The organism is Methylocella sp. CPCC 101449, from assembly GCF_031921685.1.
Lineage (GTDB): Bacteria > Pseudomonadota > Alphaproteobacteria > Rhizobiales > Beijerinckiaceae > Terripilifer.
On record NZ_JAPDHU010000002.1, the window covers coordinates 1 to 24,485 of the forward strand.

The window sequence follows — 24,485 nt, forward strand, 5'->3', positions numbered from 1 at the left end:
AGCACTGCGAGCGGCGCCAATGGCACGGCTACGGGAGCGGAAAGCACTGCCAGCGGAACGAACAGCACGGCGACAGGCGCACAGAGCACGGCCAGCGGGTCGAGCAGCACCGCGTCGGGCGTGGAAAGCACAGCGAGCGGGGCCTCCAGCACCGCGACGGGCGCACGGAGCAGCGCGAGCGGAGACTACAGCACCGCGACTGGCATGAGCAGCACCGCGAGCGGAACGAACAGCACCGCAACGGGCGTCGGCAGTACGGCAAGTGGGCAGGACAGCACGGCAACGGGGATGGGAAGCACTGCCGACGGGCTCAACAGCACTGCCACGGGCGTGCGGAGCCAGGCGAGCGGCGGCTACAGCACCGCAGCCGGAGCAGCGAGCACTGCGAGCGGCGCCAATGGCACGGCTACGGGAGCGGAAAGCACTGCCAGCGGAACGAACGGGACGGCGACAGGCGCACAGAGCACGGCCAGCGGGTCGAGCAGCACCGCGACGGGCGCACGGAGCAGCGCGAGCGGAGACTACAGCACCGCGACTGGCATGAGCAGCACCGCGAGCGGAACGAACAGCACCGCAACGGGCGTCGGCAGTACGGCAAGCGGGCAGAACAGCACGGCAACGGGGATGGGAAGCACTGCCGACGGGCTCAACAGCATTGCAACGGGCGCGCGGAGTCAGGCGAGTGGCGGCTACAGCACTGCCACGGGCGTCGATAGCGCCGCCAATGGCGGTGCCGCTTCGGCTTACGGCGCCGGCTCGGTTGCGTCAGCGAACAATGCAACGGCAATCGGAACCGGAGCGACGGCTGCCGGTGCTTCTTCCGCGGCCTTCGGGCAAGGCGCCAGCGCAACCGGCGTTAATGCGACCGCTATCGGTCAGGGTTCGAGCGCTGCGCATGACAATTCCACGGCGATTGGGCAGGGCGTTGCGACAACCCGTGCCAATCAGGTCGCGATCGGCAATTCACGCAATACCTATACGCTTTCCGGCATCACGTCGGCGGCCAGCGCCGCTGCCCAGGTCGGCCCGACCGGTTTCGTGACGACCGACAGCCGCGGCAATCTCGCCGTGTCCAACTACGGGCCGGCCTCGATCGCAGCTCTGGACGGGCGGGTGAGCGGCCTGGAGACCGCCATCGGCAATCTCAGCCGCTTCACCATGGAGACGCGGCGCGAAGCGCGTCAGGGCATCGCGGCGGCCATGGCGATGACGAGCGCGCCCATGCCTTCGGTGCCGGGGCGGACGACCTGGGCCACCAATGTCGCGACATTCAGGGGAGAATATGCGGGTGGTTTCTCGTTTGCTCATCGCCTCAACCTGGACGTACCCCTCGCCGTCACGGCCGGAGCCGCCTACAGCGGCGGCGGCAATTTCGGCGCTCGTGTCGGCCTGCAGGGCGAGTTCTGATCCGCCATGTCGAGCGGCTTTCCCCCCGGGGGCCTCTTGAACGCTGCGACCGGGCGCCCGGCCGCCTTCGCCGATGCAGGGTAATGCAGACGCCCGGAGTCGATCCTTCAGGAAGAGACGACATACGTTGCAGAGACATTCGACCTGCGGCCGCAAGGCCGCCACATGGTTCGTCATCGCGCTGGCAATAGGCATTCTGACGACGATGTCCTCGAACGCCGCGCTCGCCCAGGGCCAGCGCGAACCCGCTTCCCCGCCGAAGCCTTCGCGCGCGGTCCCCGCGCCGGAAGCGCCCCAGCCGCGGCGCGCCGACGTCGATCGCAACGGTGTCCTGATCCTCGTCAAATCGGCGTTGCTGGCGCTCGACCAGGCCAACAAGACCGGAAACTATTCGGTCCTGCGCGATCTCGGTTCGCCCAATTTCCAGGTGAACAATCCGGCCAGGCTGGCGGAGATATTCGCCTCGCAGCGGCAGCAAAGGCTGGATCTCGCCGGCCTCGTCGTCCTCGATCCCCAACTCACCCTTCTACCGCAGATCGAGACCGACGGAAAAATGCGCCTGGCCGGCTTCTTTCCGTCCACGCCGATGCAGGTCAATTTCGAGCTGCTCTACGAACCGGTCAATCGCGAATGGCGCATATTCGGCCTTTCGGTCAACCTGTCTGCCAGCGGGCCGAAAGCGCCAGACACACCCCCCGCAAGGCAGCCTGCTGTCTCCCGTGAGCCACCCCGCGCGCCAACCGCCGCCGTGCTTCCAAACAGCCCTGCCACAGGCCGATAACCGCCGGGATGTTCTCGGCGTCTTCGGGGCGCCGCAGGGCAGTTGCCGTGCCGCATGCGCGCCGATCCGGCATTCAGACATTTGCCAGCTGCCGGCGGAACCAGAGCGTCAGCAAGGAATGACGGCAATCACCAGCAGCATGCGGGCGACACACCTTAAACGGTCGTCATGAGCCGAACTCAGGTGGTAGCTTTTAAGTGAATTTTGCCTTCTCGCTTTTTGTGTTCGCGAGAAACCCCGTAGTTGCCTCTTCACTCGCCAATCCTGCGACACCTCTCACAACTATATCGATGCACGATTTATTTCTGCCCTGTCTGCGGCTATCGTCTTCACTCATGTTGAGTCCGCATTTCTGACGCGCTGTCAGCATTCGGGACACATAGGACTTGAGCTTCTAGAAAAAACAGTAAGTTAGCAGCTAGCCGCCCGGTGGCACATCCGTTGCTGTTGAGTTATCAGAACTGCATCGCGTTTTCATGGGATCAAAGCAGTGAAGCTCGCCGCCGCGAAGCTACGTCTTTCGGTACGTTGGCAACTCATCGGGCTATGGCTTCTGCTGGCCGTCTCGGCATCAATCACCGCCTATTTGTTCGCACAGTTCTATTCACAGACCACAGCCCGCCAAGTATCCGAAGCGAAAGAGGTGGCCGATCGCGCCTGTCGTACCATTGGCGATCGCTATCTCTACTTCACCACCGGTTGGGCATCCAATGCATCAGGCATTAACGACAAAGAGTTCCGGGATGGACTGACCAGTGTGGTCTCTGTCGCGCTTGCCCACATATCTGGTGTAGAAGGCGGAATTTGGTATGGACCAAGCGGCTCTCTGGCCTATGCCTATCCGACCTATGAAGGATCGGGGCCAAAGACGGATCTACCCAGCGCTGAGCTTACCACTATCGCCGAGATTAATCGGCGTGCTTTGAGCGCTGATGGCCCGGCGCAGACCAGTTTTCGCGGACAGGCTCAGACGATCATACTGCACGCTTGTCCGTTATCCGGCCCTATTCCTCAATTGACCGCTTGGACGATGTCACGCGTCTATAATTGGTCGGGACCAGCTTATAATCGACTATTCGCCGGAATGGGTTTATTGGCGACAACCGTTCTTGGCGCTGCGCTATGGCTGGCAGCGGTAATCATCAGCTCTGCGCGACGAGCGACACACATTGCCTCAATCCTGAGCCAGCATAATACGATCGATCTACCGCAGCTCAAAGAAACAGGCGATCCCGATATGGATCGTCTCGTTGTAGCGCTGAACGAGGCAGGCCAGCGGCTCGGAGAGGCCCGCCAACACGCGGAAAGCGTCGAACGACTTGCCGCCGTCGGGCGCCTGTCGGCAAGCTTGGCTCATGAGGTTCGTAATCCCTTGGCCGCTATGCGACTTAAGGCAGAGAATGCGCTGGCTTCTTCTGATCCCATGCGCGCCAACGCTGCTCTGCAGGCCGTGCTGCAACAAGTGACTCGTCTGGACAAATTGCTGAGTGATCTACTGGCGACCACCCATCAGAAGCCCATAAAACATGAAAAAATCGATCCAGCCGCACTTATGGACGACATCTTGGACACACACCGCGACGCCGCCATTCGCAAGGGCGTCCATCTCACGGCTACGGCCGCTTCTGGCTCCCTTCGCCTGTCGGGTGATCGCGAACAGCTGCGGCGAGCTCTTGACAATCTTCTCGTCAACGCGCTTAGCGCTGTCGGAACGGGTGGAAAGATCGAGCTTTCAGTACGATCGGACGGTAGAACAGCCGTCTATAGCGTCAAAGATAGCGGGCCGGGCGTCGATCCAGCTATAATTACCCGCTTATTCGAACCTTTTGTCACCGGGCGCAACGACGGAACAGGCCTCGGGCTAGCGATTGTGCGGGAAATCGCTCGTGCCCACGGCGGAGAAGCTCGGCTAGTAGCATCATCTCGAGGCTGCAATTTTGAGATTGAGGTCCCATGCCACGCATCCTGATCGTTGATGATGATGACGGCATGCGCGAAAGCTTGACAGAAACCTTGACGGATCTGGGATACGTCAATGTGCTAGCTGCAGCGTCCGGTCCTGAAGCGCTCGCCATTATGGATCGATTTCAGGTCGATGCTATTCTTCTTGACCTCCGAATGCCCAAAATGGACGGCATTGAGGTCCTGACTAAAATCCGCGAGCGCTCTCCCGCCTTGCCCGTCGTGGTGCTGACTGCCTTTGCCACGGCAGCGAACACAATAGAAGCCATGCGGCTCGGCGCCTACGATCACTTGATGAAGCCGATCGGTCGCCAAGAACTGGCCGACGTCGTGAATCGGATGCTGGCCGATAGAAGGCTTTCGTCGACAGAAATAGGGACTCAGACTGATACCCTGATCGGCACGAGTGGCGGCATGCGGGCCGTACAAAAATCGATCGGAATGCTCGCAGATAAGGATACCACCGTCCTTATTCTAGGTGAAACAGGCACAGGTAAAGAGCTGGTCGCAACCGCGCTTCACGCCCATGGTCGACGCGCCGCTGCCGCATTCATACCCGTGAACTGCGCTGCCATTCCAGCAGATTTGCTTGAGAGCGAGCTCTTTGGCCACACCAAAGGTTCGTTCACAGGGGCGATATCTGATCGTCGAGGCGCCTTCCGGGAAGCGGATAAAGGCACGTTGTTCCTGGATGAGATCGGCGATATGCCTCTCGCCATGCAGGCTAAGATGCTCCGTGCTCTCGAAGAGCGCGTGATCACGCCGGTCGGAGGCAAACCAACACCAGTCGACGTGCGCGTGATCGCAGCGACGCATCACGATCTTGGGCAACTCGTCGCGAATAAGCGTTTTCGCGAAGATCTATACTATCGCCTCAACGTCGTCCCCATAACACTCCCACCCCTGCGCGAGCGTCGGGCCGATATAGCGCTTTTAGCGCAACACTTTCTGGCGCTTAAATCGAATCTGCCAAAGCGGCTTTCGTCAGATGCCTTTGCCAAGCTCGAAACTTATAGTTGGCCAGGTAACATCCGTCAGCTTCGCAACGTCATTGAGAGAGCATCCGCGCTGGTTCGTGGTCCAATCATCGAGCCCAGTGATCTTGAATTGCCGACCTCATTAGCGAGTTCAGCTAAAGACAGCGATGGCAATGATCTATCGCAGGCTGTTGCTGAGCTCGAGCGCAAGATGATCGAAAGAACGCTCGCCGACACACACGGCAATCGGACCGAAGCGGCGAGGCGGCTCGGTATCAACCGCCAACTGCTTTATACAAAAATGCAGCGCTACGGGCTGATGACGGCGTCAGATAAACTGACGCCCGACGTCGCCGATGATGACAGATAATCATCTAGAACGTCATCTAACCCATTGTTGAGGCGTATATTCAGAGTTGGCGCACCGCTTGCTCACTAGCTGTATCGACACGCTTGTGTCATTTGGCAAGGAGAAAGCCATGCCCCGGTTTATCGATCGCTTTCTAAGCACAAAAGCAATTCCCGCGTCGCTTCTCGTTATCGGCCTGGCAGGAACTGCCATTGCTCAAGCGCCACCACGACCTGGCTACGATCCTTCGCAACTTCCGGAAACGAGGGGCACTGTGAAACAATATTCCCTAACGCCGCGTGGCGACGTTGATGGCCTCATCCTTCAGGACGGTACGCAGGTGCAATTTCCTCCGCATCTCGGCGTGCAGGTCGTATTCGCGATTAAGCCCAACGACACAATTGCTGTGCGCGGCTTGAAAGCGCGTTCGGTTCCGATGATCGACGCCATGGAAATTCGCAATGAAGCGAGCGGAGCAACGATCATCGACAGTGGCCCGCCTGTTAGGTCAGATGCCCGGATCATGACGATCGGCGGACGCGTGGCGCAACCTCTTTATGGAAAGCGTGGCGAGATCAACGGCGCTTTACTCGAGGACGGTACGATTATTCGTTTACCGCCCCACGTAGCCGAGCAACGCGCTGACCTTCTCGGCAAGGGTAACTTTCTCACTCTATCCGGCGTCGCGACGCAAACACCATTTGGCAAAGTCGTCGACGTCACCAGCTTCGGTTCCAACTCAGGAGGCATGACTGACGTTGATCGGCCAATGCCCAGAGGTCCCGGAGTCGGCCCAAGAGACTGATCCACTTATTAGCGACCAAAATATAGGAGTTCATATGATTCATTCCAAATTCACCGGCACCATTACCGACGTGTTCGCTCATCGCTTCGTGATCGAGACACGTGATGGTCGTTTCCTCGCCGATATCGGTCCGAAAGCGGCAGAACAAATTGTTCTAAAAACGGGCTTAAAAGTTCGGCTCGAAGGAGAGCGCAAACCGAGCGAGATCAAGGTCGAGCGCATCGCCATAGGCGACGGAGACTTCCAGCTAGCTCATCATCCCGACAAGCATCATCATCCAGATTTCACAGCCACCGCTGCTACGAAAATGGCCGAGGCTGAAGGCTATCGAATCGTCGGCGATTTGCGCGCCAAGAGAAAACATTTTGAGGCGACAGCCACCAAAAGTGGCCGGACCTATGACATTCACATCCATCACGACGGTGTGCATGTGCACTAAGTTATAACTTCAGCGTGGGCGCGGCTCAGCTGCGCCCACTTTTGAAACGACGGATCGTGACATGGCTTCGCATCATCAAGGAACGACTTTAGTGGCTCCTAGATCGGTTAAAATGCGGCGACCTCTCGATGCGTTGAATTTCTTTCTAGCCGACGTGCGCGACGGACTGGGGCCCTATCTCGCAGTATATCTTCTGACTGTACAGAAGTGGGATGAGGCCAGCATCGGCATAGTCATGTCGATCGCGGGGATTGCTGCAATTTTGGCACAGACTCCCGCTGGCGCTTTAATCGATTCCAGCCAATTCAAGCGCGGACTTGTCGTAACGGGTGCCATCTTGGTGATGATAAGCACTCTCGTTCTGCCCCTGTTTCCATCTTTCTCCATGGTCGCCGGTCTGCAAGCAGTTAGCGGAGCCGCCGGATCGATTTTTCAGCCTGCAATTGCCGCCATCACGTTGGGCATCGTCGGCCCTCAAGCTTTCACGAAGCGCACGGGTCGCAATGAGGCTTTCAACCATGCCGGCAACGCTACGGCAGCCATCCTAGCAGGAGCGACAGCATACTTTCTTGGGCCTATCGTTGTCTTTTATGTGATGTCGATCTTTGCGGTGGCGAGCCTCATTTCGGTAATGATGATTCCGGCTAGCAGCATCAACCATGACGTCGCACGCGGGTTGATAGATGCCAACGAATCGAAGCATCGCCCATCCGCTTGGTCGATCTTGCTGACCGACAAGCCCCTGCTTGTCTTCGCTATCTCTGTCACTCTATTTCACTTCGCCAATGCTGCCATGCTCCCACTCGTTGGTCAGAAACTGTCACTCCAAAATGGAGAGCTCGGCACAACCTATATGTCCGGTTGTATTGTAGCCGCTCAACTCGTCATGATCCCGATGGCGATTTTGGTCGGTGCCAAGGCAGACCGGTGGGGTCGAAAGCCAATTTTCCTAGCTGGGTTTCTAATTCTGCCTTTGCGAGGCTTTCTCTATACGCTGTCGGACGACGCCATGTGGCTTATCGCGGTACAAGCCCTCGATGGCATCGGCGCGGGCATCTTTGGTGCTCTTTTCCCTATCGTCGTGTCAGACCTGACACGCGGGACTGGACATTTCAACGTAAGCCAAGGCGCAATCTCGACCGCCATAGGTATTGGCGCGGCACTGAGTACCAGCTTCGCGGGTTTTATCGTTGTAAGGGCGGGATACAATTCTGCGTTCCTATTTCTTGCAGTCATAGCAACCATAGCGCTTGCACTTTTCTGGCTGGCCATGCCCGAAACATACTCGGAGGAATCCGACAGCGGTCCTCAAACAGCACCCGAGGCAGCTTAAGCACAAAACGATTGAAGTGAGAGGACTATATGGCTGATAGATTCCTGTCGATCACAATGCTGGTTGCGTCCAACGTATTTATGACGTTCGCATGGTATGGTCATCTTAAACACAAGAGCACAGCACTATGGATCGCAGTGCTCACGAGCTGGGGTATAGCGTTCTTCGAATATTGGTTGGCTGTTCCGGCTAATCGAATCGGAAGCGCCGCATATTCCACGGCACAACTCAAAACGATTCAGGAGGTGATTACACTCATTGTATTCGCGGCGTTCTCGACCCTCTATCTAGGTGAGAGATTCACGCTGAGTTATGGCATCGGCTTTTTGCTGATCGCAGCTGGAGCGTATTCTGTATTCAAGTCGCCGTTCGGATAAGATCACTGTCTATCGGAAATCACGAGTGACCCCGTCCAAAAACTCGCGAAATAGGTCACTGCCGGGCCATCGATCAGCCAGATGTGAGTTCGTCGCCTTAAGCATCTATACCACTTTTGAGGATCCTTATTCTCGCAGGCCATGAATGCTTCAATCGTCCACCAAAACGGCGCGTCCTCGCCAATCCCTATTTGGTGTCGGCGCCAACCAAAGAGCACCCCGATCAAGCCAAAGCCAAGTCCAGCAAAGCGAATGGTCCAAATCATCATCGTCAGCTTCCTACGATGGATCGATTAGCGGCAGCATATGTGCCCGTGATTTCGCTACAATCTAAGGCCTGCCGCATCAGATGTGTCCACTGGCGGCAAAGTTAGAGTTCCCGGAGGTTAAGGTTGCCGATATTGGCTGACCTTGGAGGGGAGAGCATCAGGCATCGTGGAGAGATTACGGGGCTCCATCAATTTAATTGATTGAACGCTATATTTTAGCAGATGAGCTAACGGTGCGTATGAGCAAGAATCTGTTCGTTCTGCTCTATGGCTCATTCGACTGTTAAACCACGGCAGCAGATCTGCTCGCGGGCAGCTCAGTATCGATGTCTTCTCAGCACTCTTGTGTAATTGGTGACGTCAGGACCAGTTCAATCCAGAGGACCATCGTAATCCATAGAAACGAAATGGAAGAACAGCGATGTGGAGCTGCACGCGTCCGGCAACACGTCGCGCAAATGGTGGATGACGGTTCCAGGATAGATTAGCCCGTCGCCGAGAGCCTGATAGACGCCGATGCGGCTACTACTCATATCTAGCTGTAGTGGCCAACAGGTTTCCTTGTCCGGCTCCGGCGAGAAATCGATGCAAACGGCCATTGTGATCTCACATTGTCGTCGATCGGTATGGCGAGGCAAGCGTGCACCAGGTTGATAAGCGCCGAGATAGACATACGATGGCTTCAGGCGATATCCGACTACCTCGCTGACGGGGCCAGCCAATTGCTGATGGAAGAAGCGGGCAACTGGATCGTTGTGCACAACGTATCGCAACCCACTTTGGATATCGCCAAGCTGGAATGCGCCGGTGCGAATTTGGTGGCGATAGTAGCGACGCAGGGCCGATAGCTGAAAGGGATGGATAAAGTCGCGCAAGGTCGCAAAACCGAGCGCGTACATGCGTCGCGCTTCTGCAGTCCGAAGCGACCAAGCCATGGCTCGTCTTTGTAAAGTGCCTTTATCGGTGAGGATGCCAGCATGCCACAGTAGCGATGCGATAGCGGGCGATAGCCCGCCACCCGACATGAAGTTCCGCAGTTCGCCGATGGACTTGGCGCCAAGAACGAAAGGCACGCTGATTCCCGTGCCGCTATCTGTTGTCCAGGCCGTCCAAGCATCCTGATAAACAGCATGATTTATCGCGGCAGGAAGATCGACGCGATCTCCGAAGCGGACGGCCGGTGAAATTGCCAATTCGGCAGCTATCGGGAGTGCCGGCAAAGCATTCAGTTGCCACTGGGGCACAAGATGATCTGGCTGAGCTTCAAGTTCGCAACGAAATACTGTTGAAGCGCCAAGAGGAGATTCTAAGGTCTCCTCCGTTGTCTGTGCAAGGTCATCCATCTCAATCAACCTTTGACATGAATCCAACCATTGACCGTGAAGCGACTGTCATCGAATTTCTTCGATGGCGCTTTGACAGGGCGTATTTCATGTAGGAGGCCGCTCGGGAAAAAGACGATCCCGTTACGATGAGGCGTGATTGTGCTTTGTCGGGGTGCTGCCTTGAGCCTCGCCGCATTTTCTGGTGGTTCGTAGAGGCGCAACTCGCCGCCTGAAAATGGCTTCGGCTCGCGATGAAAGAAATACACATAGCTCAGCAAGCGGGATTTGAAATGACTTCCGCCGTTATCCTGATGGGCGACAAAAAACTCCCCATCGTTGGTTGCGGTGATCTGAACATCGATGGTGTCAAATGCAAGATTTGGCAGGCTGAAACGACGTGCTACCTCAGGTAAAAGACGGCGAATGTTGTCCTGGAACAATGTCTCAACCTCGTCGGGGTGATCCATGATCACCGAACGACGCTGGTTCTGATCAACCACTCCGTTGTTGTTGCCGCGCTGCACCACGCTGGATGGTTTGAACCGGCTCTCATTTTTGCGCACGAATTCAGTGACCATTTGGAGCTGAGCTGGCGCCAGAAATTCCTCAAATGTCACGAACTGAAAGATATCGCCGGGAAAGGGAATACCCACACCGGTGGGCGCTTGGGGATTGTACTGCGGGCCGTGTGGATCGCGAGGTGGTCCCGGTGGGATCGGTTGCGGCCCTTTCGGATCACTCGGGGGGCCCGGCGGAAGCGGCTGGGGGCCCTTGGGATCGCTAGGCGGTCCAGGCGGAATCGGTTGAGGTCCTTTTGGATCGCTTGGTGGCCCAGGCGGGATCGGTTGCGGACCTTTCGGGTCACTTGGCGGTCCAGGCGGAACCGGTTGTGGGCCCTTGGGGTCGCTTGGCGGTCCCGGCGGGATCGGTTGCGGACCTTTGGGATCGCTTGGTGGTCCCGGCGGGATCGGTTGGGGGCCTTTCGGATCACTTGGTGGCCCTGGAGGGATAGGCTCCGGTCTGCCGGGGCCTTCTGGATCTTTCGGGCCTGCGTGCGGATCCCAGGGGTTACCAGGCCCGGCGACGAGAGGCGGGCCTTGTGGAGAGCCAGGGTCCCAAGGCCCCAATGGACCGGACGGACGATGTGGACCGCCCCCCTCCGGGTCCCAAGGATCACCAGGGTTATGTGGCCCGGCAACGAGAGGCGGGCCTTGCGGAGAGCCAGGGTCCCAAGGCCCCAATGGACCGGACGGACGATGTGGACCTCCCCCCTCCGGGTCCCAAGGATCACCAGGATTATGTGGGCCGGCGACGAGAGGCGGGCCTTGTGGAGAGCCAGGGTCCCATGGCCCTAATGGACCAGACGGACGATGGGGGCCTCCTCCCTCCGGGTCCCAAGGATCACCAGGATTATGTGGCCCGGCGACGAGAGGCGGGCCTTGCGGTCCTTCTGGGTTCCAGGGACCAGGGTTATGCGGTACGCCACCTTGAGGTTCCACGTGCGGTACCCATGGACGAGGGCCGTCGCGAACTAGGTCAGGCCTAACGGGCGTAGCGGCCCGCGCTACAGGGGCGGCGTCGGATTGCTGTGCCCAGGGATGAAAGGCATCTGGTACGAAGGAGGCCGTCGCGGATGGCGACGTCTGCGTAGCGTTCCGGGCGATTTCTGCAAGGATAGCAATCGCAGTATCACTGCGACCGATGGCACGGCTGGTGACGATACCAGCAATCAGGCCTGTCAGTATTGCATTGAATGAAGTTTGCTCGCCGCGTTTCTCAATAAGACGAGAGAAAAACTGCAATTCTTCAGGATCAAAATCGAAGTCGCTGCCGCTGAGCAGTTGGTGCAGCAGACCGACCAACGCATTCGGCTTTTCGTCTCCCATGGAATCCCCCGCCGCCAATAGATCCAACAACGATTAAGTGAATTAGACATTAGACAACCGGCCTACGATATAATCAACGTGCGACTTATCCAAGATGCAGTTTGAAAGCCTGTCAAGCGGCCTGCCATGAGGTCATGGCACCGTCGTACTTGTCGACTGGTTGTCTGGCACAACCGAGCCAACTGTCTCAGTGATCAAATCAATTGGCGTGATGGACGAATGATCGATTGCGACGCTGGCCTTGCTGGGCCATCCATGCTTATCGATGCCGTTCTGGCTCTTTTTCCCGTTAAGTTCGATTAAATATTGAATATCAGGACTTGAGAGGAGAACTGCTGGCTTCTTGTTTATCAATATATGGCAGTGGCGCATTTAACCAAACGCCTAAGGGCATAAGCGAGCGAGACCCGGTGACACTATGGGCAGCACATCTGTGCACTGGCGGCTCCATACGAACCGTTCTGATTATAAAAAAAGCTCCGGATTTCTCCGGAGCTCTTGAGACAACCGCTGGAATGCCACCAGTACATCCGTGGCTCGCATCCAAGAGATTACCGCATCTTTGATCAAGCAGCTTGAAGGCGGCCTGCCGAAGCTTTGCCGCTCCTGCCGTCTGTAACAATTTCGTAGGCCAGCTTTTGACCTTCATTCAGGCCGCGCATGCCCGCTTGTTCAACGGCGGACACATGGACGAAAACGTCCTTACCGCCATCATCGGGTTGGATAAATCCGTATCCCTTTTGGTCGTTAAACCACTTCACTGTTCCGGTTGCCATTTGTAGTCCTCATGTTGGCGTCTAGGCGCAAGTTATCGTTTGCTGGCGAGAGAACTCGCCAGCAGCAAACATCGAATTTTTCGGGGGAGAGGTAGTAGCGCGCCGAGGCGGGAGACAAACAATCAACCAAAAGCCGATGAGCACTTGTATGCGAACATCATGGTCAAATCAAGGTCGAGAACAAAGGCATCGCCGCCGTTAGAATTTGCATGGAAGAAACTTTCCTAATTGAGTTTTAGAACTCAGCCGTCACAACAGCACGTTTCCCAATTATCGGTCGGATATTCGCGTCGGCCGTCGTCGAAGGCGGTCGCTAAACATATATGTTGTGAATCTAGCTAAAGTAGCGTCTAGTTCGATTCAGCAATTTCGTTCCGCTAAAAATACCGCTGTTCGTGCGGTTAAGCGCACCGATCTCCAAGGTTCTAATTTGACAAACTTGCCGCGCAATCGCGCGCGACATCGCTTGTTGCGTTCCAGAACTTACTTGCCTTTTCTGAATTTCCTAAGCCGCAACTCAAAAAGGGGCGAACACATGATTGCTTACCTTATTTTGGTTCATCGATTTCCAGAACAATTCAAACGCATGTTTAGGGCAATCTATGATCCTGAGAATATCTACGTGGTTCATGTCGATCTAAAATCGGGCTTAGAACTTGAAGATGATATAGCAAGGTTCTTATCATCTTATCCAAGTGCTGAAATCTTACCAGCGGAACAGGCAACTTGGGGCGGCTATAGCTTAGTCAACACCGAACTCAGAGGAATGGCACATCTGTTGAAGATGAGTCCGAACTGGAGCCACTTTATCAATCTCAGCGGACAAGACTTTCCCATAAAGAGCCAATCCTATATCGCTTCCTATCTCGCTCGCCATGAGGGTCACGAGTTCATAAAAGTTCTTGATCAGAGGGAAATGCGACCTGAAACCGTCCAGCGAATAAAAGAATATGTCGTCGAGTTAAACGGTGGCATTTACCGAACGGCCGTGCAGCGTAGCTTTTTGTCAGGCGTAACACCATACATCAGCAATCAGTGGATGATCGTATCTCGTGCCTTCTGCGAATTCGTATGCCACTCGCCTGAAGTTGATAGATATAAGCAGTTCTATCGAAATACATTCATCTCCGATGAAGGATTCTTCCAAACTGTCATGATGAATACCTCAGCCCACGGCCAGATTATCAATGACGACTTGAGAACAATCGATTGGGTGCCAGACGGCGATATTAAGCTTAGGCCCCGCACCTTAACGGCAGACGACGCAGAGCAGTTGATTGCCAGTGAAAATCTGTTCGCGAGAAAATTTGATATTGGCGTTGACGATGTTGTCCTCGACATCTTGGAAAACCACATTATGGTGACACTTCCTGATGTGCAGGAAAACAATACCGCGTCATTGAAAAGCTCGTTCGAGGACAGGCGCGGTTTAAAACAAGCCGATCTTGCCTGTTGACTTATCAACATAGCGAACTGTCCCGCGATATCCTTCAATTCGATCCATTTCTTTGCTGGCAACAGCAAAGATCTACCGCGTGATCAACGAAGGGCATCACTATGATGATAGGAAATGATCGACGCGCGACAACGGTGGGTGACGGACCGATGGAAGCTTGTCGCAATTGATGCCGGTTAGTGTTTCGCTCAATGAGGTTTCGAACAGCAACCATGCCCACTATAACCGCTCAAATCCGCAAATCTCCTCCAATTCGAGGGCACGCGTCGGTTCACCTGTTTAATGTGGGGCAGATAGTGCGAATAAAACCCGCGTTTCATGGGCCTCTTTCAAAGCCTACAGAAGTCTATCGCATTACCCGCCAATTGCCATCGGACGGCAGTTTGCTTCAGTATCGTATTAAAAGCGATGATGAGACGTATGAGCGTGTGGTGAATGAAGAAGGTCTTGAGGTGGCGGCAAAGCTACGCTCGTTGGACGAAGATGTATTCATAAATGGGACGTCTGATAACAGCCCTGAGAACAACCGTAGCGATATTGATCGCGAGAGAAAATATAGAATAGCGGCCTCCTCTCCGCGCAAGCTGCCTAAGAAAAGTATTTGAGAGTATGCTTATTCGCGAATACGAAATCGATGCGAAGTTAAAGATCAAAGCGATAGAGACGAGGACACTCGAAGGCGGATATGCTGGGCAGGATTCAATGGATGATCAATACGGTCGTCGAATTGAAGTGGATCGTTCTTGGACCGTCTATCATGTCTTTAGCGGAATTCCGGCAAACATAGATGGTCAGAGACTGATTGGCCTCCGCCGATCGATGGCGACAAAGCGCATGATATCTCTTAATCAGCACAATACTGAACGGCGAAGGGCGAGAGCCGCGTCGCGAGGTTCAGGTGCTACAACGGTCACTTCGTGACCTTAATATTTCCAAACCCGAGCCGGACCTTTGATCAGACACGAAAGGCAATTCGTTTTGCCGGTCACGATGGCGTCTTCGAGATACTGTTTTATGTGGAGGCCGATGTTCTAACCGCAAACAATCAGGGCACCGCATCTGAAGCTGAATGCCTCAAGATCTTTGATGCTTTGCGCCCTTCGGTTCAAAAAGCCGCAAGCCTGGCATATTCGAGAGGCCCGCGTCCTTTTTACGTTCTGAGAGCAGCTGATTTTCGATAGAGCAGGCAAAAGAGATGCATGTAGTTAGTTTTTTCTATGCGCAAGGTGTAGGACGATGGTTCAGCGTCATTGTCTTGGCGCTCACCACGACTCATGCAATAGCTGAAATTGCCGCGCCGATGCCGCTTACGCTCCGATGCAATGTCCAGGTGAACGGTTGCAATGCCGATGCTTGTATCGGCGAAGGGCGAATATCCTTCACGATTAACATAGACAGCGTGAAGGGTGATTATTATTTTCATATAAATGATAGTCGAGGGCGGACCAAAGAGATCAATGACAACTTCTTCATCTTAGATAGCGATCATTTTATAAACAGAAAGACGGGCGTTTACTGGAATCAAGGGAAGCCATTTAAGGATCCGAAAATCCGCAAACAGGAAAAGTGGAATACCTGGGGTGGCGTCTGTGAGAAGATCGATTTCATACCAGAGCTGCAGAATAAGTTCTGACTCTCGCCGTCAGGCGATACGCTCAATCGTCGAGATTATCTGTAAATGAAGCTAAGTATGGTTTTGTCCAAATAGCCCCGTTAACAAGAGTACTTATTTCTGCGTACGTACAATCATTTTTGTTTGGCACCGCTCCACGTCCCATTCGTTTGAGCTTTTCGGGTGTTGCGAAGCCCGCGACCTCATACCTTTTTAGAAATGGGCAGAATACGCTGAATTTGCGAACCATGCGGTAGTCGCCAAATAAACCAGTCATTGGTGAGCTCCCCAGATCTATTCTCATTGCCTTAGACTGGGCGCTAATAGAAGCTTTTCAAAGGCGTTAAAGGTCCTCGTGATCGCGGACTGTACCTTGGGCGCGGTTTTTGCTTCAGTGCCTCTGACCGATCGCTCGGACATATCAGGTGTTCTTTTGATGCGCGGTACGAAAGGACAAATGCCTATGTTTTGGCTCCAACTAACGCCGCTGCGCACGCTCTGGCCACATCAAGGTCCGGTTTGCTGCGGCCTGGCAGCGTGGCCCAGCCACCTCTTGAGATAAAGTTGGTCTGCTGCCAAGCGCTGTCTCTCTTCAATTTGATCAGGCGTTCATCCACGCCAGCCTCTTCGCGAAATTTTTGCACGCATATTGGCGACAAGGCAGAGATAACAGCCGCTTCGGCACGGAGCCGAGCAGTTCGCTCAACGGTGTCATTGGTAACCCAGCCCAGCCAATTAAAACCAATGATACCAGCCAATACCACTCCTCCGATTAAGCCAAATGTAGCTGACATAACCATTGCTGGAATATGCATAAAAATGTCTCTGGGGTTTGCGATCGGGATCACTGAGCCTCTTTTCTTGGATTTTGAGGATTCAAAACGGCAACCTCATCATCAATCGGTGCTGGGGGAGCCTGAGGCGGCGTGAGGTTTGGGTGCCGAAAAAAACGATGGTCGTCGTCAGATTTCTCAGTAGGTAGCACTGGAGAATAAGGGGCAACCGATGGCGTCTCTTTGCTGCGCATGAAACTCACCCGGACTAATGTTTCTAGTGATTAGTCGCGCCGCTGACCTCGCGTGGATTATTCATTTCAGGTTCGAATAAATCGCCAGAGCTGGAATCCGCTTTTTCTAATCGATGCTTCGATGCTTGTTCGAGAAAGACCGTGAGGCGGGGCAGATTCGGCATGCACCGCCCCGGTAAGCGCCCAAGGTCCAAATTTCTTTGGCAATCGCACACCTAGCGTATCATCGGCAAAAGCTCGCAGGTTGGATTTTACCTCGGAACGGAAAATGTAGAGCCTCACGTCGATACCTCGTCTGTACGCAAGCGCTTTATGGAAGCCAAAGCGCTATTGAACCGGAATAATGGCTTGCTCGAAACAGTACCTTTTAAGGCGGCATTACATCTAGCGACAGGCGAGCGTAAATGACGACTGCTAGAAACAGAGCTGCCAAGATGGAAATGGTCCAATAGAAGAAAGTCTCATAATTTCCCATTTGTAGTTCTTCTTACCGGGCGTGCGAACAACGCGAAGCCAAAAAATGGCTTCGGTAGATCTTTTGCGTAGACGGATAGAAATCCAGATAGCAGCTATCTCTGACATCTGATGTTGCAAGGCGGTAGAGTGCCTTTCTCTGGCGTCGTAGATTCCCTCAGCATCGTGAGGCGGGAATTAGGTGGACGCGAGCAAACTACCTTCCAATTGACTTGGGCAGTGACCTTACTCTCATTTCGCGTAAGCACAACATGTAAAGTCGACGCTGCGGCAGTTGAACGTCATGACATTGCTCATTGCGCAGCCCTCCCTCGAGGATTTGCAAGAAATTCCCAGTCGACAAGGTCGACGACCAGCGAGCAACAAAAAGCCAGGCTATCGTCTCGACTTTCTATAGCTTCGCGCAGTTCATAAAGCGCTTGTTCCTTGTCACCGCCAAATCTGACGGTTGAAACTGCGGCTTTCGCGGGCCAGCCGTTCGACGTCGTGGCCGGGATTGCGCACATCAGGAATTCAGGGCGCACGCATGCCGTATTTGACTTGCCCATCGCGCCCATGCGCGGATCATCGCCGGGCACGTCTTTCATCGCTGGTACGACAAGGTGTATCGGTGCACGATTCCCGCCGTTGCGCGTGGAGCCATAATTAATTGGCGTCTTACCGACGCGCATCTAGCGCGGCCGCACGATCGCGAATGCGGATTTATCGAGAGGAGTTGACCATGGTTGGCATCGATCTGCTCTGTCTGCGCCTAGTTTTGGGAACCGCGATCTCGGCAGGCTTATCGCTGGTCGGTATCGCGGAAGCGCGGCAAGCTGGCGGCTTTCATGGTTGGTCACATTCGAGTAGTCCGCACTATCAGGACCATCGCGACCCACATTATCAGGATCACCGAAACGATCCGGGCGCTGGACGCCCGCCAAGCCCCGCTCTCCTAGTTATCAAAACCCCTATATCCCGGGGAATGCTGCAACGCCTCCGCGTGGCCCCACAGTAAATTCATCCGGTCAACAATCTGGTCGCCGGATGCGCTGACTTGTGCGGGCGTTTTTCTCAATCGTACACCTGGGAAGCGGCGCAAGCGTTTAGTCTGGGCCTGACGGATAGGCGCTCGGCAGCGATCGTTAGCCTGCCGCGCTATAACATCGCGCCAAATACAGATGTCCAGATCATCCGTCCCAGCCCGGCCGGCGGGCGCGAGCTGATACTCGCGCGCTGGGGGCTCATTCCAAGAGAGTGGCAGAGGCGGTTCAGCTCTAACTCGTCTCAAAGCTTGCTGAAGAAAATAGCATCGTCGCGCTTCAATCCTCCACTCGAAGATGTGGAGACGAGGCCGGCTTTCAGAGATGCTTTCAAGAAGCAGAGATGCATTATCCCGGCTAGTGGTTTCTATGCCTGGACCGGACCGAAGTCTGATAGGACCCCACATTATTGCACCGCAGAGGATGGTCATATCCTCGCTTTCGCTGGCTTATGGGATCGCTAGAAAAAGCGAATGGCGCCGAAGTCATTTCCTGCAGGATCATTGTCCGCGAGGCCGACGAGTAGACTGTGAATATGATGATCGCATGGCGGCGATGCTTCACCAAGAAGATTTCGACGCTTGGTTGAGTGGCGACGATGGGAAGGAGTTTTGCTGAAGCCGCCGCGCGTCATACAAGAATGAATTATTCCGAAGCGCGTTAACGAGGCGACGATGATCCGGATACCATCAAGCCGGTGTCGCGAAGCCCGTGGTTTGGCGCAGTCGCCGCAGTTGCACCGATTGATGCTATTCGGTGCGAAACTTTATGCGTAGCTCGCTAGCGCGCCGCTTTACCCTTCGATCGGGTATGGGCTCTGGCTGGCCAACAAACTGGCGGATCATTCTCCGGGCAGCGGCCCTGGCCACTTGCTGCGCCGACGCGTTCGCTAGTTGGAAAGACGTCACCTGATTCTGATTCCGACGAAAGTTCAACAAATTGAGCGAGCCGCCATTTCGTGGTGCGACATGGGGCTTGGCCGAGCTGCAAGCTGGGGCTGAGACACACACGGCTGATCAGAAGCTAACCCGCGCTGGCAGCTTCCAGCAATCTAACGGCAACGGGAATGGACGGCGCGTCGCCATGAGCACTCGAAGCACTTGCGCGATCTTCGTCATGCCGCAGCGTGCATAACTTGCTGTAGAAGCTACCCCCAATTTCGGGGGGTTCCTCTGCTCTGCTTCCATTTTATAAAAAAATGTCCATAACAACTGTGAGGTTATATGAAGTACGCTCTTGCCTTTGCAACTACCATGGCGTTGCTTTTCGCGGTCCCAGCCGGTGCCATGGCGCAGTCGTGGAACCAGAAGGCCTACAACAACTCTCAGGCTGCGCAGAAATCGCAGCAGCATTACAACCAGCAGACGGGCCGTCGCTAAGCTCAATCGAGCGGCTATGTACCATTAGAAATAGAACGATCATTTTGCCCCGTCTCCGGCTCGCCGGGGGCGGGGATTTTTCATTTCATGGTCTGAGCGTTTGATCAGATCAACAATCAGAGCAAGCGTCATCGTGAGCCAAGGCACGGCCGCGATCACCAGTAAGAGACGGGCGACGCGCGCTAAAGAAACAGTCGTGGTGAAATGAGCCTAGGCGGGGCCACCTTCAGGGAAACCTGACCTTCACGCTTTTTGTGCTCGCGAGAAATAGCTATCTCTACGTCCTGGTAAAAATACATTGGTAAATCTACTAGCGCGCCCGACTTCATGAAAGCGACATCCTGTTTGGCGCACACCCTGCCGCCGACATGCCGCTCGGCGAATCGCACCAACGTATCGTCGTGCTTCCACGCGAAATCGATGTATTTAACGCCAGCATCGCCAGAATAGTGTTCTCGCGGGCCAACGCCAGTCCGACGGAGGTCGTCCCAGCGGCAGCGCTGGCAGGTCTGGCCGACCACATCGCGGATCTGCCGGATGGCTTCGAGAGATTGTTCGGGCAACGCGGCGTCGAGCTGTCGGCTGAACAGAAGCAGCGCCTTAGTATAGTGCTGGCAACGCCTTTTTCAACCTCGCAGCGCGTATTCGATGCGCTTTTGAGTCTTCATGTTGGCGCCGCTATCCTCGCTATCACCCATAGCGACATCGTAACCGCTCGTATGAACAGCATTCTGCGGCTTGCTGGCGCGACGGAGCGCGCGTAAAGCCGGGTTCGTGCCTAGATCTGTGTATCGTCCTGAGCGAGCACTAACATTGGCACGTGCAAACCCAGGCACCACGCGATCACAGCAAATATCCACTCGACAAGGTCAGAAATCGTTACAATATTGCGTTCGGCTGAAGGGGGATTGTCACTCGGCGATGGGCTCCTGAGTGACGACTAACGCGCAATGATGAGTTTCTGGGTTCCAAGCCGCATATTACAAGCGGCCATTGTCATTTGTCTGGCGGCAACTTTTGTCGTGCTGATGATCGTCCTGCGTGAGCCATGGATAGGGTTGACGCTGTCGGACGATTCTGCCGGCGATACCGTTCAGATCAACGAAGTTTATTCCACGGGACCGGTAGGCAAGAAGGCGAAGCCGGGGGACCGTCTCGTGGCCATCGCATCGGCAGCCTCAACTGATGCCTCGATCGCGCTTCGCGCGGGCGACATCATCGAAGAGCCCGACGTGATCGACAGTTATGGTGCGGTCCGGGCGTTCTTCGCCAAACAAACGCAACTGGCGGACCTCCTTAAATCCGGTGCGGTGGTGCTGTATCTTGCTCGCGAGGCCGCCGAACCTGCGGTTGTCACGCTCGTTCCGATGCCACGTCCGGTGACGAGCCTACCGTCGGCCTTTTGGGTACAACTGACGACCGGACTTGGTTCCTTGTTAATCGGCGCCTGGGTGGTGGCGATGCGCCCCCAAGACGTTCCTACGCGATTTTTTGCCCTGTCGGGCGCCATGATCATGCTATCGGCGTTTCCGGCCGCGATTTATTCATCGCGGGAACTGGCTATCGACGGCTAGCTATTTCGCGTTCTCAGCGCTCTCAATCATATCGGAGCGGTCGGCTTTGGCGCCTCAATGATCTGCCTATTTCTGATCTATCCGCGACGGCTCGCGCCTTACTGGGTGTTGTGGCTGGTTTGCGGCATCGTGGCGACATGGAGTTTCCTGAATCTAATTCATGCTTTGCCGAGCCCACAGATGGGTGCCCAACTGCCAACAGCGCTTGAAATGCTTGCCATTATTGCGCTCGCTATCGCGCAGCGTTTCGCTGTGCGGCAAGATGCTCGAGCGCGCACCGTGTTGCGTTGGCTAGGTCTATCCGTCGTTATCGGTTCACTACCCTTTATTCTTCTGATCATCAGCCCGGTTCTCTTCGACGTCGCACCTGCTCTACAGCAAGGTCATGCCTTTGGTTTCTTCTTACTGATTTATGCAGGACTGGCGCTTGGCGTGTCACGCTATCGGCTATTCGATCTCGACGAATGGGCCTTCCGCATTTTATTTTACGCAGGCGGACTTATCTTGCTCGTGGCGGCGGACGCACTGCTGATTGTTCTGCTTCAACTGCAAGCCGCAACTTCGCTCGGTCTTTCTCTGTTGTTTGTCGGCTTTGCCTATCTACCGTTGCGGATGTGGCTCTGGGAGCGCCTGGTTGAGCGTCGCAATGTAGAGCGGCACGAATTGTTCGAAGCCGTGGTCGATATTTCCTTCAATCCAGAGCCGGATGAACGATCGCGGTTGTGGCGATCGCTCCTGGCACGATTGTTCGAGCCTGTTGAGTTGGCAGTCGCCGAAGAGACACGAGTCGGCACGGAAATTCTGCGCGATGGCCTCGACCTCGCATTACCGCCGGTCGCCGACACACCAGCGCTCCTGTTGCGTTACGGTTGGGGTGGGCGGCGACTGTTCGGTTCTCGCGACGGCAAGCTCGCCGACCAGCTCATACGCATGATGCGCTACTCAGAAGCGAGCCGCAACGGATATGAGCGAGGACGTATGGAAGAGCGCCTGCGCATCGCCCGCGATCTGCATGACGACGTCGGCGCCCGCCTCCTCTCGGGGCTGCACAAGCGCAAAGTCGAAGACGTACAGCGTGTCTTGCGCGATGCCCTGGCCGACATTCGTTCCATCGTCGGCGGGTTATCAGCCGAATGCCTGCCGCTGTCGCAAATCGTGGCGGCGCTTCGTCACGAGACCGGGGACCGGCTCGATATGGCCGATATCGTCCTGGCATTTCGAAAACGAAAGAGAAACGGAGACTTTGCTCGACTATCCTGTCTATCGCAGCCTCATTTCCCTCCACCGCGAAATGATCACGAACATTATCCGCCATGCACAGGCGGACACAGCTCAGGTTCATCTATCGCTTTCGGAAAGGGCTTTAACCATGCGTGTCAGCGACGATGGGATCGGTATAACCTCGCTTGACGAGGAGGCCGATACGGGCAACGGACTTGCCGGCATGCGCAGGCGTATTGCCGAGTTGGGCGGGACGATTCATTTTGAGCCGACCAACCGAGGTACAAGCATCGCTGTTCTGCTGCCGCTACGGGCTCCCGCGCGCGCGGGACAGCGAGGCTGAGACGGTGGGAATATTTCCTCGATCACGGGGTGGCGACCCAACCCACAGCGGCCTATCGTGTAAAGCTCGTGTTCTTACTTCCTCAACCCATGACCATTCACTTTCGCATCCTCCGGCTGATCGAATGGGCCTTGTCGTCGAAGACAGGCCCGATACCCGGCGCTGGCTTGTAGGTACGCTGAAAGCCGCATTCCGTGGAATTGTGGTGCGCGAGGCTCCCTCGCTTTCGGTAGCTCGCTCTCACCTGCGCGGCCAAATGAAACGCCTTACGGAGGGGGGACCCCTTGATATTGCGCTCATCGACCTTGGTCTGCCGGACGGATCGGGAATCGATCTGGTTCGAGAAATTTCTATCCATCATCCTGGACTAAGCCCGATCGTAACTACGATCTACGACGATGATCAGCATCTATTCGAAGCCATCGCTGCCGGCGCTCAAGGCTACCTTTTGAAGGACCAACACGAAGACACTATGTTGCGCTACCTGCACCGCATCGATTCCGGCGAGCCACCATTGTCGCCCTCGGTAGCGCGACGAATCATGTCTCATTTCGCGCGCACGTCACTAGGCCCAATCGCAGAGCAAGAGGCGCTAACACCGCGGGAGCAAGAAGTACTAGCCCTGATCGGAAAAGGTTTACGCATACCGGAGGTAGCCCGAACACTCGGACTAACGCCACATACAGTGGCAAGCTACGTCAAGAACGTCTATCGTAAGCTCAACATTTCATCGCGGGCAGAAGCCGCCATCGAAGCAGTTCGTCGCGGGATTATATGAGCTGCTCGTCGACCGCTCAGGCATCTCAAATGCCGAGGAAATGCCAGACACCCGTCATATAGCATTGCGCGGTGAACATGCTACGTTGGCGAAACTCTTCGACGAAATCGGACTAGCGATTGCCTCTTGCCATTGAAGCCGGCACGACGGAAGCGCCCGCCAGCCAGCCAGCCAGCCAGCCAGCCAGCCAGCCAGCCAGCGCGAGCCGAAGGCCTTGGCTAAATTGCGCGATAACATCAATCAGGAATTGGCTTTGCGCGAGACCGGCCGGGTGCGCGAGGAGATCCATCTTTCCGGCGGTTTCCACGTGCTCATGGCCGATCTGTCGGGTAACCGCATCATTGCCGAACAGGTGCGACTGCTGGTGGCGCACACAAGCCTTATCGTCAATCTGTTCGAAAATCAGGCAGGGCTTGCCGGCTGGCACGATCATCACGATAATCTCATCGGCCATTGCGAGGCCGGGCGCATCGAGGATGCGCGCCCATATTATTCGAATTGGAAGAAGGCCTGGCGCTGGATCGCCGACGCCCCGTAGCCTTTGATATGATCGGAGTATTTTCTCTTGAATAACCGTTGTGGATGGGCCGAGTGGTATAGGACTAATTGTTTCTCACGGAGGCGCTTTGATTGGGAGCGGAAGCGTAGATTTCGTGCCTCGTTGCTTCGAGGTGGCTACGAGGGAGTGTCAGTTCCCCCCTGTGCACGATGTCCCGAAAGAGCGAACTGCAGTTCGTTGCCAATCGTTTCCGTTCCGCGTCTAAGCGGATCAACATCGAGATGAGCGTAGCGCGCGGTTGTAACGGTGGATTTATGGCCAAGGAGCTTCCCAACAATCGGTAAACCGAGGTTAGATCCCGCGCCGAAGGATGCGAATGTGTGGCGCAGATCATGAATCCTGACGCCGTCCAGT

At 55.5% G+C, this 24,485-nt stretch carries 25 protein-coding genes and 1 pseudogene; 20 read left to right on the forward strand and 6 right to left on the reverse strand.

Annotated features, from left to right (window positions below; all coding sequences use genetic code 11):
• From OIM99_RS27840 to OIM99_RS10710, 8 genes are all read left to right on the forward strand, one after another.
• Positions 1–1,407 (forward strand): YadA family autotransporter adhesin (locus OIM99_RS27840; protein WP_409371508.1); only part of this gene is annotated, 1,407 nt, incomplete at its 5' end.
• A 127-nt stretch (positions 1,408–1,534) separates the two neighbouring features.
• The gene (locus tag OIM99_RS10680; protein WP_311850393.1) at positions 1,535–2,188 is read left to right on the forward strand and encodes a hypothetical protein; all 654 of its coding nucleotides are present in this window, start codon (positions 1,535–1,537) and stop codon (positions 2,186–2,188) included.
• 490 nt (positions 2,189–2,678) lie between these two features.
• On the forward strand, positions 2,679–4,157 hold the full coding sequence (locus OIM99_RS10685; RefSeq protein WP_311850394.1) for a HAMP domain-containing sensor histidine kinase: 1,479 nt from the start codon (positions 2,679–2,681) through the stop codon (positions 4,155–4,157).
• Positions 4,142–5,497 carry a sigma-54 dependent transcriptional regulator gene (locus OIM99_RS10690; protein ID WP_311850395.1) on the forward strand — a complete coding sequence of 452 codons (1,356 nt, stop codon included), beginning with the start codon at positions 4,142–4,144 and terminating at the stop codon, positions 5,495–5,497. Before OIM99_RS10685 ends, OIM99_RS10690 begins: the two co-directional genes overlap by 16 nt.
• 109 nt (positions 5,498–5,606) lie before the next feature.
• Positions 5,607–6,281, forward strand: a complete 675-nt coding sequence (locus OIM99_RS10695) for a hypothetical protein (protein WP_311850396.1) — start codon at positions 5,607–5,609, stop codon at positions 6,279–6,281.
• A 34-nt stretch (positions 6,282–6,315) separates the two neighbouring features.
• Entirely contained in the window at positions 6,316–6,720 is a 405-nt protein-coding gene (locus OIM99_RS10700) for a hypothetical protein (RefSeq protein WP_311850397.1), read from the forward strand.
• 112 nt (positions 6,721–6,832) lie between these two features.
• Positions 6,833–8,053 carry an MFS transporter gene (locus tag OIM99_RS10705; RefSeq protein WP_311852249.1) on the forward strand — a complete coding sequence of 407 codons (1,221 nt, stop codon included), beginning with the start codon at positions 6,833–6,835 and terminating at the stop codon, positions 8,051–8,053.
• A gap of 29 nt (positions 8,054–8,082) precedes the next feature.
• Positions 8,083–8,430, forward strand: a complete 348-nt coding sequence (locus tag OIM99_RS10710; protein ID WP_311850398.1) for a DMT family protein — start codon at positions 8,083–8,085, stop codon at positions 8,428–8,430.
• A gap of 640 nt (positions 8,431–9,070) precedes the next feature.
• On the opposite strand, the gene OIM99_RS10715 is transcribed toward OIM99_RS10710, so the two are convergent.
• From OIM99_RS10715 to OIM99_RS10725, 3 genes are all read right to left on the reverse strand, one after another.
• Positions 9,071–10,042, reverse strand: coding sequence for a hypothetical protein (locus OIM99_RS10715; protein ID WP_311850399.1), 972 nt, complete (start codon positions 10,040–10,042; stop codon positions 9,071–9,073).
• Positions 10,043–10,047: 5 nt separating this feature from the next.
• Complete coding sequence (locus OIM99_RS10720; protein ID WP_311850400.1) at positions 10,048–10,677, reverse strand: 2OG-Fe(II) oxygenase; 630 nt, start codon at positions 10,675–10,677, stop codon at positions 10,048–10,050.
• A gap of 1,799 nt (positions 10,678–12,476) precedes the next feature.
• Positions 12,477–12,686 carry a cold-shock protein gene (locus tag OIM99_RS10725; protein ID WP_311850401.1) on the reverse strand — a complete coding sequence of 70 codons (210 nt, stop codon included), beginning with the start codon at positions 12,684–12,686 and terminating at the stop codon, positions 12,477–12,479.
• A 535-nt stretch (positions 12,687–13,221) separates the two neighbouring features.
• On the opposite strand from OIM99_RS10725, the gene OIM99_RS10730 reads away from it, so the two are divergent.
• The 4 genes from OIM99_RS10730 to OIM99_RS10745 all read left to right on the forward strand — a co-directional run bounded on the left by OIM99_RS10730 (position 13,222) and on the right by OIM99_RS10745 (position 15,775).
• Positions 13,222–14,142 (forward strand): beta-1,6-N-acetylglucosaminyltransferase, encoded by a 921-nt coding sequence (locus tag OIM99_RS10730; RefSeq protein ID WP_311850402.1) that lies wholly within the window; start codon positions 13,222–13,224, stop codon positions 14,140–14,142.
• 212 nt (positions 14,143–14,354) lie between these two features.
• Positions 14,355–14,747: a hypothetical protein gene (locus OIM99_RS10735; protein WP_311850403.1), complete on the forward strand. Its 393-nt coding sequence runs from the start codon at positions 14,355–14,357 to the stop codon at positions 14,745–14,747.
• A gap of 312 nt (positions 14,748–15,059) precedes the next feature.
• Positions 15,060–15,323 carry a DUF1488 family protein gene (locus tag OIM99_RS10740; protein WP_311850404.1) on the forward strand — a complete coding sequence of 88 codons (264 nt, stop codon included), beginning with the start codon at positions 15,060–15,062 and terminating at the stop codon, positions 15,321–15,323.
• A gap of 14 nt (positions 15,324–15,337) precedes the next feature.
• Positions 15,338–15,775 (forward strand): hypothetical protein, encoded by a 438-nt coding sequence (locus OIM99_RS10745; protein WP_311850405.1) that lies wholly within the window; start codon positions 15,338–15,340, stop codon positions 15,773–15,775.
• A gap of 440 nt (positions 15,776–16,215) precedes the next feature.
• Here OIM99_RS10745 and OIM99_RS10750 read toward each other — a convergent pair whose 3' ends face one another.
• Complete coding sequence (locus OIM99_RS10750; RefSeq protein WP_311850406.1) at positions 16,216–16,602, reverse strand: hypothetical protein; 387 nt, start codon at positions 16,600–16,602, stop codon at positions 16,216–16,218.
• A gap of 946 nt (positions 16,603–17,548) precedes the next feature.
• Positions 17,549–17,926, reverse strand: a complete 378-nt coding sequence (locus tag OIM99_RS10755) for a hypothetical protein (protein ID WP_311850407.1) — start codon at positions 17,924–17,926, stop codon at positions 17,549–17,551.
• 365 nt (positions 17,927–18,291) lie between these two features.
• Between OIM99_RS10755 and OIM99_RS27845 the strand changes: the two genes are divergently transcribed.
• The 8 genes and pseudogenes from OIM99_RS27845 to OIM99_RS10785 all read left to right on the forward strand — a co-directional run.
• Positions 18,292–18,741 (forward strand): SOS response-associated peptidase, encoded by a 450-nt coding sequence (locus tag OIM99_RS27845; protein ID WP_409371509.1) that lies wholly within the window; start codon positions 18,292–18,294, stop codon positions 18,739–18,741.
• A 789-nt stretch (positions 18,742–19,530) separates the two neighbouring features.
• Positions 19,531–19,656, forward strand: a complete 126-nt coding sequence (locus OIM99_RS10760) for a hypothetical protein (protein ID WP_311850408.1) — start codon at positions 19,531–19,533, stop codon at positions 19,654–19,656.
• A 368-nt stretch (positions 19,657–20,024) separates the two neighbouring features.
• The gene (locus OIM99_RS10765) at positions 20,025–20,420 is read left to right on the forward strand and encodes a hypothetical protein (protein WP_311850409.1); all 396 of its coding nucleotides are present in this window, start codon (positions 20,025–20,027) and stop codon (positions 20,418–20,420) included.
• A 189-nt stretch (positions 20,421–20,609) separates the two neighbouring features.
• A complete protein-coding gene (locus OIM99_RS10770) occupies positions 20,610–21,230 on the forward strand; it encodes a hypothetical protein (RefSeq protein WP_311850410.1) in 621 nt (206 codons plus the stop codon).
• A gap of 180 nt (positions 21,231–21,410) precedes the next feature.
• Positions 21,411–22,640 (forward strand): hypothetical protein, encoded by a 1,230-nt coding sequence (locus OIM99_RS10775; RefSeq protein ID WP_311850411.1) that lies wholly within the window; start codon positions 21,411–21,413, stop codon positions 22,638–22,640.
• Complete coding sequence (locus tag OIM99_RS27850) at positions 22,522–22,794, forward strand: ATP-binding protein (protein ID WP_409371510.1); 273 nt, start codon at positions 22,522–22,524, stop codon at positions 22,792–22,794. The genes OIM99_RS10775 and OIM99_RS27850 overlap by 119 nt, the downstream gene beginning before the upstream one ends.
• 124 nt (positions 22,795–22,918) lie before the next feature.
• On the forward strand, positions 22,919–23,572 hold the full coding sequence (locus OIM99_RS10780; protein ID WP_311850412.1) for a response regulator transcription factor: 654 nt from the start codon (positions 22,919–22,921) through the stop codon (positions 23,570–23,572).
• Positions 23,573–23,774: 202 nt separating this feature from the next.
• A pseudogene (locus tag OIM99_RS10785) lies at positions 23,775–24,110 on the forward strand (FCD domain-containing protein); the annotation flags it as partial.
• A 137-nt stretch (positions 24,111–24,247) separates the two neighbouring features.
• On the opposite strand, the gene OIM99_RS27855 reads toward OIM99_RS10785, so the two are convergent.
• Positions 24,248–24,484, reverse strand: a complete 237-nt coding sequence (locus OIM99_RS27855; protein WP_409371529.1) for a tyrosine-type recombinase/integrase — start codon at positions 24,482–24,484, stop codon at positions 24,248–24,250.
• Position 24,485 lies beyond the last annotated feature (1 nt).